Below are 15,219 nucleotides of genomic sequence, written 5' to 3'. Positions count from 1 at the left end.
CTTATCTTTGGAGGACCGAATCCCGACCGTGGGTCGCGGTCCTGCGGGTTCTTCGCGAGAAGAGTATGAAACGGGTAATCGGTACCTTGAAGAATTGGCCCAGAAGAGCGGAGGCCGAAAGTTCGAGGCAGACACGACCGCTAATCTGAATGCTGCATTCTCTGGAATAGCTGAAGAGCTAAGGCGACAGTATTCGGTCGGCTATTATCCGGAGGTTGTCGGCCAGCCGGGCGAACGACGGCAGATACGCATCCGTGTTATGCGGCCGAATGTCGTGGTGAGAGCAAAAACAAGCTATATAGTGGGCCAGAGTGAGAATCGGTTCGCATCAAAATAAATTCAACTAACTCGCGTCTCGGATGTCTCGGCGAATTTGTGCTGAGGCATCCGTTGTAGTTAGCTAAGGCATCGAATATGCTGTCATAACCGATGCAGGATAAGCGTTTATTTCTTCTTTGCCTGATTTCTCTATTTTTGCTTACGGATGTTTCCGTCGGGCAGTCTCGCCGCCCTTTACCAAGCCCGACTCCTGAGCGTATTAATAAGCGTCCAGTACCGCCTGAACCTACTCCTACACCCTCAATTGACGAAAAGACTGATCCGGGAGCTGAAGAAGCAGGCAAAGTGATCCGTGTTGAGACGCGTCTTGTTTCGTTCCCGGTGAGAGTGGTTGATCGAAGTGGCCGTTTTGTCGGAGGACTGACCAGCGAAAATTTCAAGGTGTTCGAGGATAATGTCGAACAGACGATCGAGTATTTTCAATCAGAGGCTATACCATTTACGGTGGTTCTTATGCTTGATGTCAGCTATTCGACAGTTTTCAAGATAGAGGAAATCCAATCAGCCGCGATCGCTTTTATCGACCAGCTTCGGCCCGATGACCGCGTTGCAATAGTTTCTTTTGACGGCGACGTCCACTTCTTGTGTGATGCGACAAATGATCGTTCCGTCATTTATTCCGCGATCCGCCGAACCAGGATATCCACCGGCACTAGCCTTTACGAGGCGATCGACCTGGTCATAAATCGACAGCTGGTTGGAATTGATGGAAGGAAGGCGGTCGTTCTATTTACGGACGGCGTGGATACCACAAGTCGCGAATCCAATGATCTTTCAAATTTGCGCGACGTATCCGAGTCAGATGTCCTGATATACCCGATACGGTACGACACTTTTGCAGATGTCCAATCAATGCGGAACAAGCCTATCGTCAATAGGCCAGACATCCGCGATACTAAAACGCCGCCGACAGTTCCCAGTGAAGGAAGCGGACTTCCGTTTCCATTACCGGGTCCGGTTATTTCGCGTCCGAGCGAGACTGGGACACGGCCCGAGGATTATAGATTTGCTGAGGAATTCCTTGATCGATTGGCAGAAAGGTCGGGCGGACGAGTCTTTGTGGCGAACACCTTTGGGAACTTGGCGAACGCATTCAAGACCATTGCAAGCGAATTAAGGGAATACTATAGGATCGGATATTATCCTAGCGAAGACGCCCGTCCTGGCTCCCAACGCAGGATCCGGATACGCGTGGATCGTGAGAATGTCGCGGTAAAAGCACGAACGACATATTCGATCCCGGAGCGCTAGATGAAAAGCTAGATCTCCGTATCGTCCGGTATCAAGGAGTTTTTCGGGATAATGATTATGCCTTCCCGGACATAGTATGAGCCGTTCGGGCAATCTTCGTTCTCAACACCGCGCGAATTCAAGAGCTTTACGTTCTTGCCGATACGTACGTTCTTATCGATGATCGCCTTGCGGATATGAGAATTTCGCCCGATGCCGATGTTAGGAACAGAACCATCTAGATTCCACTGCAATTCAGATATGGATTCATAGAAATCAGAACCCATCAGAATGGAATTCTCTATCCTGACACCGGTGTCGATCCTGCTCCGCAGCCCTATTATAGAATTCCGGGCATAGATGCCATTAATGATGCAGCCTTCGCTGACCAATGACCGATCGATGTCCGAATCCTGCAACTTCGAAGGTGGCAGGTAACGGCTCCTCGAGTATATCGGTGCTGATGTGTCGAAAAAATTGAACTTAGGCAACGGAGACGCAAGATCAAGATTGGCCTCATAAAATGCTCGGATCGTCCCAATGTCTTCCCAGTAATCGTTGAAAAGATGAGCCTGTACATTGCAGGAGCGTATGGCGGCTGGGATGACTTCTCCGCCGAAATCAACCCGCGACTCGTCCTCATTTAGGAGTTCGACAAGCCGTTCGTAGTTAAATACGTAAATGCCCATCGAGGCAAGATAAGGGCGCCGAGCTGCTTCTTCAATAGAAAGGCCGAAGCTGGTGGTATCGACCTTCATTGAAAGGAGTTCGTCGCCTTTTGGCTTTTCCCGGAATTCCGTTATCTTGCCTTCGGGGGTGGTTTTCAGCAGTCCGAATCCCTCTGCATCTTCTGGCTTCGCAGGGATGACGGAGATGGTAACGTCGGCATTGGTGTCATAGTGGCGAGCGAGAAATCTTCGGTAATCCATCCGATAAAGGTGATCGCCTGATAAGATCAGAAGCGTTTTCACTCTCCAATCGCGAAGGTGCGGCATTATCTGGCGGACGGCATCAGCTGTTCCCTGAAACCACCCAGGGCTATCTTTTCGTTGTTCTGCAGCAAGTATCTCAACGAAGCCGGTCGAAAAATTCGAGAAACGGTACGTCTGAGATATATGCCTGTTAAGCGAGGCGGAATTATACTGCGTTACGACAAAGATCTGCGTTACGTTCGAATTTATGCAGTTGGAGACCGGGACATCTATCAAACGATACTTTCCGCCAAGGGGCACTGCCGGTTTTGAGCGGTCGCGTGTAAGAGGGAAAAGACGTGTTCCAGCACCACCACCTAGGATCACCGCGACGACATTTTCGTTCGATGCCATATCGAGTATTGTATTGGGAAATTGTAAAATTGAAAGCTGAGATGATGTTATTATTGCGACATTTGCAATAGTTTCAGCTACTGTGATCTGGCATGTGGTATTGGACAAAAGTTCTGTTTCTGACACTGATCGGTGCGATCGCCGTCTGGTTGACGTATGAACTTATCACCTTTCCAAGCATTGCGAAGCTGCGAACGGAGAATCCTGCGAGCACATCAATGATCGAATATCGCATTTCGGAAGCCGTATCTGAAGGACGTGAACCGCGCAAATATATGATCTGGACGCCTATTGACCAGATCTCACCCCATCTCCACAGAGCTGTACTCGCGGGCGAAGATGCACGTTTTTTTGAGCATAACGGGTTCGACTGGGAAGCGATCCAAAAAGCCTGGGACGACGCGGTCAAAGAAGGCGAGCGTGAAGCAAAGGAATCAGGCGATTTCGATCCGAATGCCTGGATCCCGCCGATGCCTCAGTTCAAGCGAGGAGCTTCCACTGTAACGCAACAGCTTGCCAAGAATCTTTATCTTTCCGAGGACCGAAACTTTCTACGAAAGGGACGCGAGGCCGTTTATACTTATTTTCTTGAGAGAAATCTTTCAAAAAAACGTATCCTTGAGGTTTATTTGAATGTGATCGAATGGGGTGACGGCATTTACGGAGCCGAGGCTGCATCCCGACACTACTTCAACAAGAACGCATCGAATCTCACTCGTGAAGAGGCAGCTTTTCTTGCGGCGATGATACCGAGTCCGCTAAATGTCTTCAATCCGGAAAAGAATCGAAAGCGTGTGGTGCGACGACAGCGTGTGTTGCTAAAGTATATGAACTCGATAAAGCTTCAATATTGATCGCCCTGCAAGGCGGGCGCTTGATGCTAGTTCTTCACGTGGTAATGCCGTCTTCGATCTCTGCTTTTGCACGCATTCGGTGTCCATTTGCCTGATACAGCCAAGAGTAGCACCGTATTTGCGATAAAAATGATAAAAATATTGACGGTGATGCCTCAGTAGGAGTAAGCTAGGTCATCCTTCAGTCGTAACCCCAACATCGGGCGCAAGGAGGCTCGTACAGTGAAGATCTTCTTTACTTTTATCATCGCGTTGTTCTTGTCCGCGGTCTCTGCTCTTGCCCAATATCAGCCGAACATCATTTTCTGGACATCCGAGGCGGAATGCGGAAGCAAGAAGCTTGTTATTGAGCGAACGGTCGTGTGCAGAGAGTTTGATGAGAACGGAAGTATCGTAAAGGTAATTGAAAATGGGCAGATAGCGGTCTCACTCAAGCTCATAGATGAGAGAACGCGGTGGGTGGCTTCTATACATATTGCCAACAATTCAGCGGAGAAGATCGAGTTGGACTTAAACGCCTGGAAACTTGTTCACTATTCCAATGAGAACGAATTTCTTGCCCGAGCTGAACCGCTGGCAACAGGGAATGCTTTCATTGTTGTCGAGCGAAATACTCCTATAGCTACCGATCAGGGGCCGGCAGCTATCGGAATGGTCGATATTTGGCGTCCGGGTGAGTTTCGCAATGCGGACCTGGTTCGGCAAAGCTCAAGGACCGAGCCGATACCAGGTATAAACCCTCCTCCGAAGCCCGATCCTAGAAATACGGTGATCCCTCAGGCTCCGGGAATGTCTAAGTCGGACCCAACGGCTACGACCACATCTGCAAGTGATGGCGGGCCAACTGGCGGAGTGGGGACCGTATCGGCAAAAAATACCAGATCAACTAAGTCCATCTTTAATTCGAAACAGTTCTCGGCGAAGAATGTTAATGGGAAAAAGACCGTTTCTGGGAGCTTTTATTTTCGCTCTGCACCCGGTTCAAGTTTCAGACTTGCGACCCTAAATATCGGAGACACGACCTACGTTTTTCAGTTTCAGGACAATTGATCCTTAAGCCTATTCAAACAGGGTCGGTATGTTGGTGGCTGCTGCACTTGGCATATTCAAACCAAAGTGTTCATATGCCAGCCGTGTTGCCATTCGACCGCGAGGGGTTCGGTTCAGAAAACCGATCTGAAGCAGATATGGTTCGATGATCTCTTCGATAGAATCCTTTTCTTCGTGGAGCGAAGCACAGATCGTCCCAAGCCCTACCGGGCCGCCGTCAAATTTTTCGATGATCGTCAGCAGAAGCTTGCGGTCCATCTCATCCAGGCCGAAAGTATCGACTTCCATACGGTTAAGGGCGTCATTTGCGACGTGATCGGTTATTTTCCCGTCGTGATCTACCTCAGCATAATCGCGAACGCGTCGTAGGAGGCGATTAGCAATACGCGGTGTTCCGCGTGAACGCCTTGCGATCTCATTCGATCCGGAACTCTCAATGACAACATCGAGTATTCCAGCCGAGCGATCCACTATCTTTTTCAATTCATCAACACCATAAAAATCAAGGTGAAAGATTATCCCGAATCTGCCACGCAGCGGAGCCGTTATCAGGCCGGGCCGCGTTGTAGCACCGACCAACGTGAATTTTGGAAGTTCCAGTTTTATAGACCTTGCGGCTGTTCCCTGGCCGATCATAAGATCAAGAGAATAATCTTCCATTGCGGGATAGAGTATCTCTTCGATCGCCGGGTTCAGTCTATGTATCTCATCGATGAAGAGAACATCACCTTCTTCAAGATTGGTTAGGATCGCTGCCAGATCGCCTGCCTTTTCTATTATCGGGCCTGCGGTCGATTTAAGAGCAGAGCCCATTTCATTGGCGACAATATTAGAGAGTGTTGTCTTTCCGACCCCCGGCGGACCTGTGAGCAAGATGTGATCGAGAGCCTCGCGTCGCTTAAGAGCCGCCTTCATAAACACACGAAGGTTGTCCTTGACCTTTTGCTGACCAACGTAATCGGCAAGCTTGGCAGGCCTTAAACTTGCCTCGAAGCTGGCATCTTCCGACGCAAGCACTTCGTCTCGAATATTTATGGCTGGCGTATTTATCATTAGATACCGTTAATGATCAGAATTGCGCTAACTACAACGAAAGCGGGCACCAATTAAGCAAATGCTTTGATAATTCTCTAGGCCGATTATACGAAAGCTCTTTTGAAATCCGAATCAGAGTGCCGACATATTCTCCGGGTACATCGCCATTAGTGATTTTGTCAGTCCAAATTTCCGCTCTCTAAACAGCATTGCTTCGCGGAGGAGAGCGGCCATCTCCTCCTCATCCAACAAACTGAAGTCAGGGTCGGCGGCCTTGATCCCAAATCTATTGAATCATCTTCAGACCTGGGATCAGAATCTTTGTCTTAGGCCTGATAACAAAAGCTCTGCGAAATATCTCAGACCGCCTCGCCCGAGCTTTTGCTGACATTTGTCATACCCATTCTTGTAGTAATATCTTCACGGGAGCTTAGTTCGCAAGCCCAGCATTCATCGGAAATAGGATGCCCTTATGCAGCAGAGCGAAAATATCCATTGAAAAAGCAACTACACAGTGAAGAATAAGCCCGAGCCAGATACTACCGTTTCTGTAGCTTAACCAACCCAGAAATATCCCCGCTAAAACAGCCGAAAGAGTTTCCGGCATCGGCTTGCCGAAATGGATCATGCAATATGGGACTGTCATTACAACGATAGAATAAAGTCCTAGAGCGGGCTTCAGGCTATGTACCAGAAATCCCCGAAAGAAGAACTCCAGTCCGAAAAACTGTAGGAAGTATATCAACTCCCAGATCAGCAATGTTTTGCCAATGTATGGATCGCCATTATAGATCTGAAGAAAGGGATACTTGGCGGCGAAACCTTCTGTCAGCGACATAAGGTAAACAAGCGGCAGCATTACTATCACGCAGATCGCCAAAAGCTTCCAGAATCCGGGTTCGATCGCCGATCTTAATCCAAAGTCTTTCAATTTTGCCTGCCATACGAACTTGATCAACAATGCGGGCAATAGAAGGTAAAAGATAGTTACGATCAGAACCCACCAACCGAGTGCCGGCAGGTTGTTATCGTGTGAATTCGCAATGAAATGTCCGAAATCTTCTAGCGAACTTCCTGCCAAGAAAAGTCGGACAGCTTCTACATTTTTGAAATAGTAAATGCACGTTAGTCCGACTGCTGTATAGATAAGCGCTATAACTGCGCGCCGGTCTAAAGCTGAAATATCCGCTTTTAGACGGACAATGGTCTCCTTCATCTTGCTAGTCTTTGCAGGGCGGCCCGCAGGAGTTTCTGCACATTCATCTCGGTCCCGTCCTTGATCGCCTGCTGGAGAGCCTTCTCGGCGGCATCTTTCTTATAGCCAAGATTGACAAGAGCTGAGAGCGCATCGTCGAACGTACCTTCCCCGTCCGCTGCGGCGCCAGCTGAGGATGAGACGTCCGCTTTAAGGCTTGAGGCAAGCTCGCCGACCTTATCGCGAAGCTCTACCACCAAGCGCTCAGCCGTCTTTCGGCCAACGCCGGGAATTGCCGTGAGTTTGGCAATATTCTCTGATCGGATAGCTGCGATCATCTCATCAGCGCTCATTCCCGAAAGCATGGCTATGCCGCTTTTTGCCCCCACACCCTGGACAGAGATCAACCTTAGATACAGATCTCGTTCGCGGATGGTCATGAATCCGAAAAGCTGGATAGCATCTTCGCGAACATAGGTATAGATGCGAAGCGAAACCTCGCCGCCAACATCGCCTAGTTCGTAAAAGGTCGAAAGCGGTATATTTACTTCATATCCGACGCCGTTTACGTCAATGATGACTGAATTGGCGTGTTTTTCGATAAGTGTACCTGAAAGAAATGCGATCATCTCGATTTAATAAAGAAGTTTCACGCAAAGCAGCGAAGAACGCAATCGAGCTAGCAGGGTTTGGTGTGCAGCCGGATGGCGAGATAAACCAGGGCCACCTTAACTTTTTGCCTTGCACAACACCGTCTGTTCTGATTAAGTAGAAATTTGATGAAGGTAGAAAAGGTCTCAGAGCTCACCACGAATAGACTTAGCGTTTACCTTCGTTGTTTGAACGAACTGGCTGAAAAGGGCCAAAGTACGATCTCCTCTGCGGCACTTGCACGTAAATTCAATCTAAATTCCGCACAAATTCGAAAAGACCTGGCGTGTTTCGGTGAATTCGGGACGCGCGGGGTTGGATACTCTGTCGATGAACTCCGGGAACATCTCAAAAAGATACTTGGACTTGGCCGCGATTATCGTATCGGGATCATCGGAGCCGGACGGATCGGAACAGCCATAGCAGATTACTACGCGATAAACCGAACGAATTTCCAAGTTGTCGCCCTTTTCGATTCGGATCCTTCGAAGATCGGAAAAAAGATCACGATCAGTGAGCCGGCAGTAGTCGCGGAAAGTTTGTCCTCGTAATGCTCTGTGCCTAAATGCTTTGCTACATGTCGGGCGTATCTCGATTCGTCAAAGCTATCTTCTTCGAAGCCAATCGAAAAGGTCTTTACTCGCTCGGTGGCATGCCGAACGGCAAGGGCCGCGACGGTCGATGAATCGATCCCGCCTGAAAGTAAGATGCCGAGCGGGACGTCCGAAACAAGCCGCATCCTTACGGCATCGGACAAAAGTTCTCTTAATTCCTCCGCTTTGCGGTTTAGCGACTTTTCGTGAGATGAGCCATTACCGAACTCGCCGACCACTGACGAAGACGGTTCTGACCACTTCACGTCCCAATATCGTCTAGTTTTAACTTCGCCGTTTTCGACCGTCAAAACATTTGCGGCAGGAAGTTTGTGGATGCCTTTGTAGATCGACATCGGTGCCGGAACATAGTCGAACGAAACGTAGTGGCGGAGCGCGTTAAGATCGAGTTCCGGCTTGACTGCCGGATGGGCGAGTATGGCCTTTGGTTCAGAGCCCCAGATCAGCTTGCCTTCGAAAACGCCGTAATAAAGCGGTTTTTCTCCGAAACGGTCGCGCGCGATGATGAGTCTTTTCTTTCGCGTATCCCACAACGAAAAGGCGAACATTCCGTTTACGCATTCAAGCAGGCCATCGCCGTATTCTTCATAAAGATGCGGGAGTATTTCTGTATCAGAATTGGTTGTAAATCTGTGTCCCTTCTTCTCAAGTTCGGCACGAATCTCCCGATAGTTGTAAAGCTCGCCGTTCATCATCACGATGACGGACTTGTCGCAATTGAAAACCGGCTGATCGCCGGTCTTGAGGTCGATGATCGAAAGCCGCCGCATGCCGAGAGCAACGGTCTCATCCAGCCAGAGCCCCTCGCTGTCCGGTCCGCGATGCACGATCCGGTCACACATCGAGTGCAGCGCCGCCTCGGCGTTTTGTTCAGCTTTAGTAGTGTCGAGGTTTATCCAACCGGTGATACCGCACATAAACTTCTAACGACGGATTCACGAGGCCCCTCGCAGGTCAAAATGAAAACATTACCTGCAGATACGATCTATTCCATTGTTTGAAATCCTATCCTTTCGCGCACAGCATAGATCGCCTTGTCCTGCGATTCGTGGTAGGTGCGGACAAGGAGTTCAGCGAGTAGGCCCATCAGGAAGAACTGTATCGATATGGCGAACATCACAATGCAAAGAATAGGCAGCGGCGTTTCAACGAAATCCGCCTGGTATTGCGGCATACCAAGTTTGCCAGCAAATTTGAGAAACACTGCGTAGAGTCCCGACAGGACCGATGCTGCAAGAGCCAACATCCCAAACGTCCCAAAAACGTAGATCGGTTTTGTGTGATACTCTGCCATGAACTTGATCGTCATCAGATCGAAGATCACCTTGATCGTCCGGGAGATCCCGTACTTAGATTTGCCTGCGGTGCGGGCGTGGTGGTCCACGGGAATTTCAGCAACGCGTGCCCCGGCCCAAGAAGCATAGATCGGGATAAAGCGGTGCATCTCGCCGTAAAGCTTTACGTCTTTCAGGACGTCCCGACGATACGCCTTCAGCGAACAGCCGTAGTCGTGCAGGGGCACATCGCCGATCCAGGAGATGATCTTGTTCGCGATCATCGATGGTATCTTCCGCGAGATCATCTTGTCCTGCCGATTCTTTCGCCAGCCGGAGACAACGTCGTAACCTTCGTCAAGCTTTTCAAGCAGGCGCTTTATATCAGCCGGGTCGTTCTGCAGGTCAGCATCCATCGGAATAAGGATCTCTCCGCGTGCTGCGTCGATCCCGGCAGACATCGCAGCCGTTTGTCCATAGTTGCGACGGAGCGAGATAACACGAACATGTCTATCTTCGACGGCGATCTCACGAAGGATCTCTAATGAACGATCTGTCGAGCCATCATCCACGTATATGATCTCTGCCGTCTTTCCTAGTTCTTCAAGAGCAGCCCTGATCTTTGCCTGCATCGGTCTTAGGTTGTCTTCCTCGTTCAAAACGGGAAGGAACAGCGAAAGCTCCGGCCGGTCGTAATTTTCGTTCGAGTTCATCGGACCCATTGTGATCAAGACGACAAATTATCTAATGTAGAACTTTGACAATAGAAAATACAATTCAACACCCCAAGTATAGCGGCTTGTAATATATTTTGTTCTAGCCATAAAGCAGAAAGGGTCGCCGTGTGCTCGCAAATTGTCGTAATGCTTCCGACCACGAACTTACGATTTCTTCAAATGACCTCCCCGATTCAATTGCCTGCCTTATTTTGTCCGTGCCGCAGACAACATCAAACGGATTCTTATCGAACTCGTATTCGTACGCGTCCCGCTTCCATTCGAATTTCTCAGTGTAGAGGTCGTAGGCCGTTTTTATCATCGCGATACCGAGCGCGACCGGACGGAAAACATCGCGATTGAAGACGTGGATCTGAAGTCCGCCGCAGGTAATGCGCGCGTGTTTTTGAAACGTGGGTTGAAAATAGCATTGGCGAAATGCGACACCTTCGAATTCATAGTCTTCGAGAGCCGCCACCCATTCCCACGGATCGATGTAAGGAGCTCCGTTCAGTTCAAAGGGTTTTGTTGTCCCGCGGCCTTCGGAAAGCTCTGTTCCTTCAATGTGTACCGTCGCCGGAAACACTACGCAGGTATCAACGGTCGGGATATTCGGGCTTGGCATTACGAACGGCAGGCCGGTCTCCTCAAACCACATATCCCGGCGCCAACCCGTCATCGGTACTACCTCGAGATCACACCCGATGCCGAAATGCTCATTGAACATCCTGGCGAGTTCGCCGATCGTCATACCGTGCCGGGTCGGCAGTTCGAACTGTCCAACGAATGATTTGAATTCGTGCTCGGTGATATTTCCCTCAATGTCACGGCCGTTGATCGGATTAGGACGGTCGCAGACGATCACGCGTTTACCAAAACGCTTTGCCGCTCGCATACAATTCGCCATTGTGTAAACAAAAGTGTAGATCCGGCATCCGACATCCTGCAGATCAAAAACGATAGTATCAAGATCTGATAGCATCTCTTCGGTAGGCTCACGTGTTTCGCTGTAAAGAGAATAGATCGGCAGCCCGGTCCGGGCATCGATGGTATGGTCGGTCTCGATCATATTATCCTGAACATCGCCGCGAATGCCGTGCTGCGGTCCAAAAAGTGCGGTCAGCCGGATGGATGGATGTTCGTGGAACACGTCGGCCGCATGGCTGAGGTCGGGAAGCACGGAGGCTTGATTGCAGACAAGTCCAACGCGCTGTCCTTTCAATAGTTCGATGCGGTCCGTAATCAGCCGCTCAAGTCCGATTCTTGTTCTTTCTGACATTCTTTTGATATGAAGGGCAAGCAAAAAGCCCAAGCATACCGCTCGGGCTGATGTCCAAATTTTCTTACAAAAAACTATTAGGCGTCCGTTACCACGGCGTCAGGAGCATTCTTTGCTACCGAGGCGATGCCATTCTCCATAGATCGCTTGGTCTTATACATCTCGCTTTTTCCGATCGGTTCGCCATTAGCCGCTTTGAGGACGAAATATGGCGATCCGTCCTTCGCCGTTTTCCGCTCAAATCGGGCGTCATTGCCAGCATTTTTTCTAACAGAGGCTATGCCGTTCTCGCACGCCTTTCGCGATTCATACTTCTCGCTTGTCAGAATGACCTGTCCATTCGAGGCTTTTAGATTGAAGTGAGCCCTTCCATCCTTGCCGGTCTTTATCTCAAATTTTCCTGCCATTTGATCGCTCCTTGTTTCTGAAAAGGTTAATTGATAACGAAATTGGAAAACCGTTCGCCGAAAGGATAACACAAACCGCGGGCAAATCGAATCTCGCGAACTATTCCAAAGTGTCTGTGGCTGAAACTTCGTGCGGACGAAGGCGGTTTCTGTCAACGATCCGCGCACAGCCGTTCCACATCAATATTGCATCGTCATTACCCGCTGGGCGGATGGCCTCGGCCTTTTCGAACCACTCCATCGCCTGAGCAAAAAGCTCGTATGCCTGAAGCCCACCCTTTGCAAGCGTTGCCTTTGCCCGCCGCTTATAAATGATACCCGTGTAGTATGCACGCTCATAGTCGTCCGTCAAACGCGCAAGGTATTCGTTATAATGCGTATCGCCGACGGCATAATCTTTTGAGAACCGATCACTCATCGCGAGAACGATCGTCTTCAGGGCCTCCTGATTGGCCGGCTCAACGGCCAGAATATCCAAACAAATGCTTTCTGCCGCTCCGGGTTCGTTGAGCAGGCGATATCGGTTTGCCTTCTCTAACGCGGCAGGGATGGCTTCGGGTGATAGTGGCTTCAATTCAAACATCTTCATCACTTCTTCCTGAACAATCTTACTAGTTTCTTTACAGGATCATAATGCCGGTCAACGACGCGCTCCTTTAGCGGAATGATCGCATTATCAGTGATAGTGATGTGCTCAGGGCAGACTTTGGTGCAGCATTTTGTGATGTTGCAATAGCCGACGCCGAAAAGATCCTTCAGTTCGTCAACCCTGTCCTCCGTATCGAGCGGATGCATCTCAAGCGCGGCCGTATAGACAAGAAACCGAGGGCCAATAAACTCAGAATGCTTGTTGTGGTCGCGAAGCACATGGCAGACGTCTTGGCAAAGATAACATTCTATGCATTTGCGGAATTCCTGCACGCGATCAATGTCCGATTGCTGCATTCGCCAAGTGCCATCCTCGGCATCGGGTTCGCGAGGTTTGAACTTCTTGATGCGTTTTTTGACCTCGTAATTCCAGCTTACGTCGCTGATAAGGTCTTTTATCGGAGGGAACGCGCGCATCGGTTCAATGGTTACTTTTTGTGTTGTGTCGATCGTGTCCAGCCGTGTCATACACATCAATTTCGGCATCCCATTTATCTCAGCCGAGCACGATCCGCACTTACCGGCTTTACAGTTCCATCGGCATGCAAGGTCCGGCGCAGATTCGGCTTGGATCTGATGCACAGCATCAAGGACGACCATTCCCTCGGTCACATCAGTTGTGTAATCGACCATTTCGCCGTCCTCGCGGCCTCCGCGTCGTATGCTGAATGTTGCTTGCGTCATAAGTTTCTTCAACGCAAATTGGCCAGTTGGCAGAGACCAAAACTCATTTAAAAACACTTACGTCTCTGTAGCTTCGCGTCTTTGCGTTCAAAGCTCTTGTCATCCCATCTCTTCGATCACCTGTTTCAATTCGGCCGGCATTTCCGGGATCGGGATGTGCGAGATCTGCATATGCCCGTCCGAGTCGCGCTTTACCGCGATGTTCTTTTTGCCCCATTCGGGATCCTTGTCAGGAAAGTCTTCACGGAACTGCCCGCCGCGGCTTTCTTTTCTTTCGATCGCCGAGCGTGTGATAGCTTCGGAGACTGTAAGCAGATTCCTTAGATCAAGTGCAGTGTGCCAACCGGGATTGAAATCTATATTGCCCGAAACAGAACATCTCGCCGCTCGTTCCTTTAAGGAGCTAAGTCCTTCAAGTGCCTCTTCCATCTCGCCCTCATTGCGGACGATCCCGACCAGCCGCTGCATCATATCCTGAAGATCGTGCTGAATGGAAAATGGATTCTCGCCGCCGTCGCGTTCAAAGGGTTCGAGTGCGCGTTTCGCTTCCGCTTCTATCTGGGCTCTGTCAATGTTTCCATGGCCGTTCTCTTTCGCGAAATTCGCGGCATACTCACCTGCACGCTTGCCAAAAACGATAAGGTCAGAAAGGGAATTGCCGCCAAGCCGATTCGCGCCGTTTATGCCGCTCGCGCATTCGCCTGCCGCAAAAAGTCCGGGCAGCGTCGAAGCCTGCGTATCTGCATCGACGCGAATACCGCCCATTATGTAATGGGTTGTCGGCCCGACCTCCATCGGGGTGGTAGTGATGTCCAAATTCGCGAGCTGCATGAACTGGTGATACATCGACGGCAGCTTTTTCTTGATGTGCTCAGCCGCGTTCGGCAGCTTCTCTTTGATCCACGCGATATCGAGATAAACACCGCCATGCGGAGAGCCGCGCCCGGCTTTTACTTCACGGTTAATGCACCGTGCCACGTGGTCGCGGGTCAGCAGCTCCGGAGGCCGGTTCGCGGTCTTATCTCCCTGAGTATATCGCCAACCTTCTTCGGGATCCTTTGCGGTCTGATTCCTATAGTTATCGGGGATATCATCGAACATAAAGCGGCGGCCTTCGCTGTTCTTCAGTATCCCGCCCTCTCCGCGAACACCTTCCGTTACTAAGATGCCGCGCACGGATGGCGGCCAGACCATTCCGGTGGGATGGAATTGTATGAACTCCATATCGATCAGCTCTGCGCCCGCGTGATATGCCAAGGCGTGGCCGTCGCCTGTTCCTTCCCAGCTGTTCGAGGTGATCTTGTATGCGCGGCCAACGCCGCCTGTTGCCAGGATGACTGCCTTCGCCTTGAACACTCGAAAGCGCCCGTGCTCGCGTTCATAGGCAAATACGCCGACGACCCGGTCTCCGTCTTTCAGCAGAGAGATTACCGTAACTTCCATATGGACGTCGATCCCTTGATGGATACCGTGATCTTGAAGCGTTCTTATAAGTTCTAGTCCGGTCCGATCACCGACGTGGGCAAGCCGCGGATAGCGATGCCCGCCAAAATTTCGCTGCAGGATGCGGCCGTCCTTAGTGCGGTCGAAAACGGCTCCCCATGCTTCGAGTTCGCGGACGCGGTCAGGGGCTTCCTTGGCGTGTAGCTCGGCCATACGCCAGTTATTCACATACTGCCCGCCGCGCATCGTGTCGGAAAAATGCACCTTCCAATTGTCGCGGTCATCTACGTTGCCCATCGCCGCAGCCATTCCGCCTTCGGCCATGACCGTATGAGCCTTGCCGAGCAGCGATTTACAGATCAGCCCGACGTTGACGCCGGCCGCGCTTGCCTCGATAGCGGCACGAAGCCCCGCGCCGCCAGCACCGATAACGAGAACGTCATGTTCGAATGTTGTGTATTCAGTCATTTACTCT

At 50.5% G+C, this 15,219-nt stretch carries 15 protein-coding genes and 1 pseudogene; 5 read left to right on the top strand and 11 right to left on the bottom strand.

Features of this window, described 5'->3' with window-relative positions; all coding sequences use genetic code 11:
* Positions 1-7: 7 nt before the first annotated feature.
* Entirely contained in the window at positions 8-337 is a 330-nt protein-coding gene (locus JVX88_RS07135; protein ID WP_211626643.1) for a hypothetical protein, read from the top strand.
* A 92-nt stretch (positions 338-429) separates the two neighbouring features.
* On the top strand, positions 430-1,590 hold the full coding sequence (locus JVX88_RS07130) for a VWA domain-containing protein (RefSeq protein ID WP_211626642.1): 1,161 nt from the start codon (positions 430-432) through the stop codon (positions 1,588-1,590).
* Between the two features lie 8 nt (positions 1,591-1,598).
* Here the strand turns inward: JVX88_RS07130 and JVX88_RS07125 are convergent, their stop codons facing one another.
* A complete protein-coding gene (locus JVX88_RS07125; RefSeq protein ID WP_211626641.1) occupies positions 1,599-2,894 on the bottom strand; it encodes a glucose-1-phosphate adenylyltransferase in 1,296 nt (431 codons plus the stop codon).
* A gap of 92 nt (positions 2,895-2,986) precedes the next feature.
* Between JVX88_RS07125 and JVX88_RS07120 the strand changes: the two genes are divergently transcribed.
* A complete protein-coding gene (locus JVX88_RS07120) occupies positions 2,987-3,748 on the top strand; it encodes a biosynthetic peptidoglycan transglycosylase (RefSeq protein WP_211626640.1) in 762 nt (253 codons plus the stop codon).
* A 222-nt stretch (positions 3,749-3,970) separates the two neighbouring features.
* A complete protein-coding gene (locus JVX88_RS07115) occupies positions 3,971-4,798 on the top strand; it encodes a hypothetical protein (protein ID WP_211626639.1) in 828 nt (275 codons plus the stop codon).
* 9 nt (positions 4,799-4,807) lie between these two features.
* Here JVX88_RS07115 and ruvB read toward each other — a convergent pair whose 3' ends face one another.
* The 3 genes from ruvB to ruvA all read right to left on the bottom strand — a co-directional run bounded on the left by ruvB (position 4,808) and on the right by ruvA (position 7,657).
* Positions 4,808-5,851: a Holliday junction branch migration DNA helicase RuvB gene (gene ruvB / locus JVX88_RS07110; RefSeq protein WP_211626638.1), complete on the bottom strand. Its 1,044-nt coding sequence runs from the start codon at positions 5,849-5,851 to the stop codon at positions 4,808-4,810.
* 412 nt (positions 5,852-6,263) lie between these two features.
* The gene (locus JVX88_RS07105) at positions 6,264-7,049 is read right to left on the bottom strand and encodes a CPBP family intramembrane glutamic endopeptidase (RefSeq protein WP_211626637.1); all 786 of its coding nucleotides are present in this window, start codon (positions 7,047-7,049) and stop codon (positions 6,264-6,266) included.
* On the bottom strand, positions 7,046-7,657 hold the full coding sequence (ruvA, locus tag JVX88_RS07100; RefSeq protein ID WP_211626636.1) for a Holliday junction branch migration protein RuvA: 612 nt from the start codon (positions 7,655-7,657) through the stop codon (positions 7,046-7,048). Before ruvA ends, JVX88_RS07105 begins: the two co-directional genes overlap by 4 nt.
* A gap of 150 nt (positions 7,658-7,807) precedes the next feature.
* Between ruvA and JVX88_RS43900 the strand changes: the two are divergent.
* Positions 7,808-8,128, top strand: a pseudogene (locus JVX88_RS43900) (redox-sensing transcriptional repressor Rex); the annotation flags it as partial.
* On the opposite strand, the gene asnB reads toward JVX88_RS43900, so the two are convergent.
* The 7 genes from asnB to JVX88_RS07060 form a co-directional block, all read right to left on the bottom strand.
* A complete protein-coding gene (gene asnB / locus JVX88_RS07090) occupies positions 8,110-9,210 on the bottom strand; it encodes an asparagine synthase (glutamine-hydrolyzing) (protein ID WP_211626635.1) in 1,101 nt (366 codons plus the stop codon). The pseudogene JVX88_RS43900 and the gene asnB sit on opposite strands and share 19 nt — an antisense overlap.
* Positions 9,211-9,278: 68 nt before the next feature.
* On the bottom strand, positions 9,279-10,280 hold the full coding sequence (locus JVX88_RS07085; protein WP_225931354.1) for a glycosyltransferase family 2 protein: 1,002 nt from the start codon (positions 10,278-10,280) through the stop codon (positions 9,279-9,281).
* A gap of 103 nt (positions 10,281-10,383) precedes the next feature.
* Positions 10,384-11,562, bottom strand: a complete 1,179-nt coding sequence (locus tag JVX88_RS07080; protein WP_211626633.1) for an exo-beta-N-acetylmuramidase NamZ domain-containing protein — start codon at positions 11,560-11,562, stop codon at positions 10,384-10,386.
* Between the two features lie 77 nt (positions 11,563-11,639).
* Positions 11,640-11,969, bottom strand: a complete 330-nt coding sequence (locus JVX88_RS07075) for a YegP family protein (RefSeq protein ID WP_211626632.1) — start codon at positions 11,967-11,969, stop codon at positions 11,640-11,642.
* A 100-nt stretch (positions 11,970-12,069) separates the two neighbouring features.
* Positions 12,070-12,558 (bottom strand): hypothetical protein, encoded by a 489-nt coding sequence (locus JVX88_RS07070; protein WP_211626631.1) that lies wholly within the window; start codon positions 12,556-12,558, stop codon positions 12,070-12,072.
* On the bottom strand, positions 12,558-13,301 hold the full coding sequence (locus JVX88_RS07065) for a succinate dehydrogenase/fumarate reductase iron-sulfur subunit (protein WP_211626630.1): 744 nt from the start codon (positions 13,299-13,301) through the stop codon (positions 12,558-12,560). Before JVX88_RS07065 ends, JVX88_RS07070 begins: the two co-directional genes overlap by 1 nt.
* A gap of 99 nt (positions 13,302-13,400) precedes the next feature.
* The gene (locus JVX88_RS07060; protein WP_211626629.1) at positions 13,401-15,212 is read right to left on the bottom strand and encodes a fumarate reductase/succinate dehydrogenase flavoprotein subunit; all 1,812 of its coding nucleotides are present in this window, start codon (positions 15,210-15,212) and stop codon (positions 13,401-13,403) included.
* Positions 15,213-15,219 lie beyond the last annotated feature (7 nt).

It is taken from the genome of Leptolyngbya sp. 7M, assembly GCF_018128485.1.
The sequence above is the reverse complement of the archived record's forward strand: the minus strand, read 5'-3'. Positions and strand labels throughout refer to the sequence as shown.

Bases quoted from the DNA above. Each gene is read 5' to 3' on its own strand.
- JVX88_RS07130 (WP_211626642.1), top strand. From the start codon at position 430: ATGCAGGATAAGCGTTTATTTCTTCTTTGCCTGATTTCTCTATTTTTG.
- JVX88_RS07125 (WP_211626641.1), bottom strand. From the start codon at position 2,894: ATGGCATCGAACGAAAATGTCGTCGCGGTGATCCTAGGTGGTGGTGCT.
- JVX88_RS07120 (WP_211626640.1), top strand. From the start codon at position 2,987: ATGTGGTATTGGACAAAAGTTCTGTTTCTGACACTGATCGGTGCGATC.
- ruvB (WP_211626638.1), bottom strand. From the start codon at position 5,851: ATGATAAATACGCCAGCCATAAATATTCGAGACGAAGTGCTTGCGTCG.
- JVX88_RS07105 (WP_211626637.1), bottom strand. From the start codon at position 7,049: ATGAAGGAGACCATTGTCCGTCTAAAAGCGGATATTTCAGCTTTAGAC.
- ruvA (WP_211626636.1), bottom strand. From the start codon at position 7,657: ATGATCGCATTTCTTTCAGGTACACTTATCGAAAAACACGCCAATTCA.
- asnB (WP_211626635.1), bottom strand. From the start codon at position 9,210: ATGTGCGGTATCACCGGTTGGATAAACCTCGACACTACTAAAGCTGAA.
- JVX88_RS07085 (WP_225931354.1), bottom strand. From the start codon at position 10,280: ATGAACTCGAACGAAAATTACGACCGGCCGGAGCTTTCGCTGTTCCTT.
- JVX88_RS07080 (WP_211626633.1), bottom strand. From the start codon at position 11,562: ATGTCAGAAAGAACAAGAATCGGACTTGAGCGGCTGATTACGGACCGC.
- JVX88_RS07075 (WP_211626632.1), bottom strand. From the start codon at position 11,969: ATGGCAGGAAAATTTGAGATAAAGACCGGCAAGGATGGAAGGGCTCAC.
- JVX88_RS07070 (WP_211626631.1), bottom strand. From the start codon at position 12,558: ATGAAGATGTTTGAATTGAAGCCACTATCACCCGAAGCCATCCCTGCC.
- JVX88_RS07065 (WP_211626630.1), bottom strand. From the start codon at position 13,301: ATGACGCAAGCAACATTCAGCATACGACGCGGAGGCCGCGAGGACGGC.
- JVX88_RS07060 (WP_211626629.1), bottom strand. From the start codon at position 15,212: ATGACTGAATACACAACATTCGAACATGACGTTCTCGTTATCGGTGCT.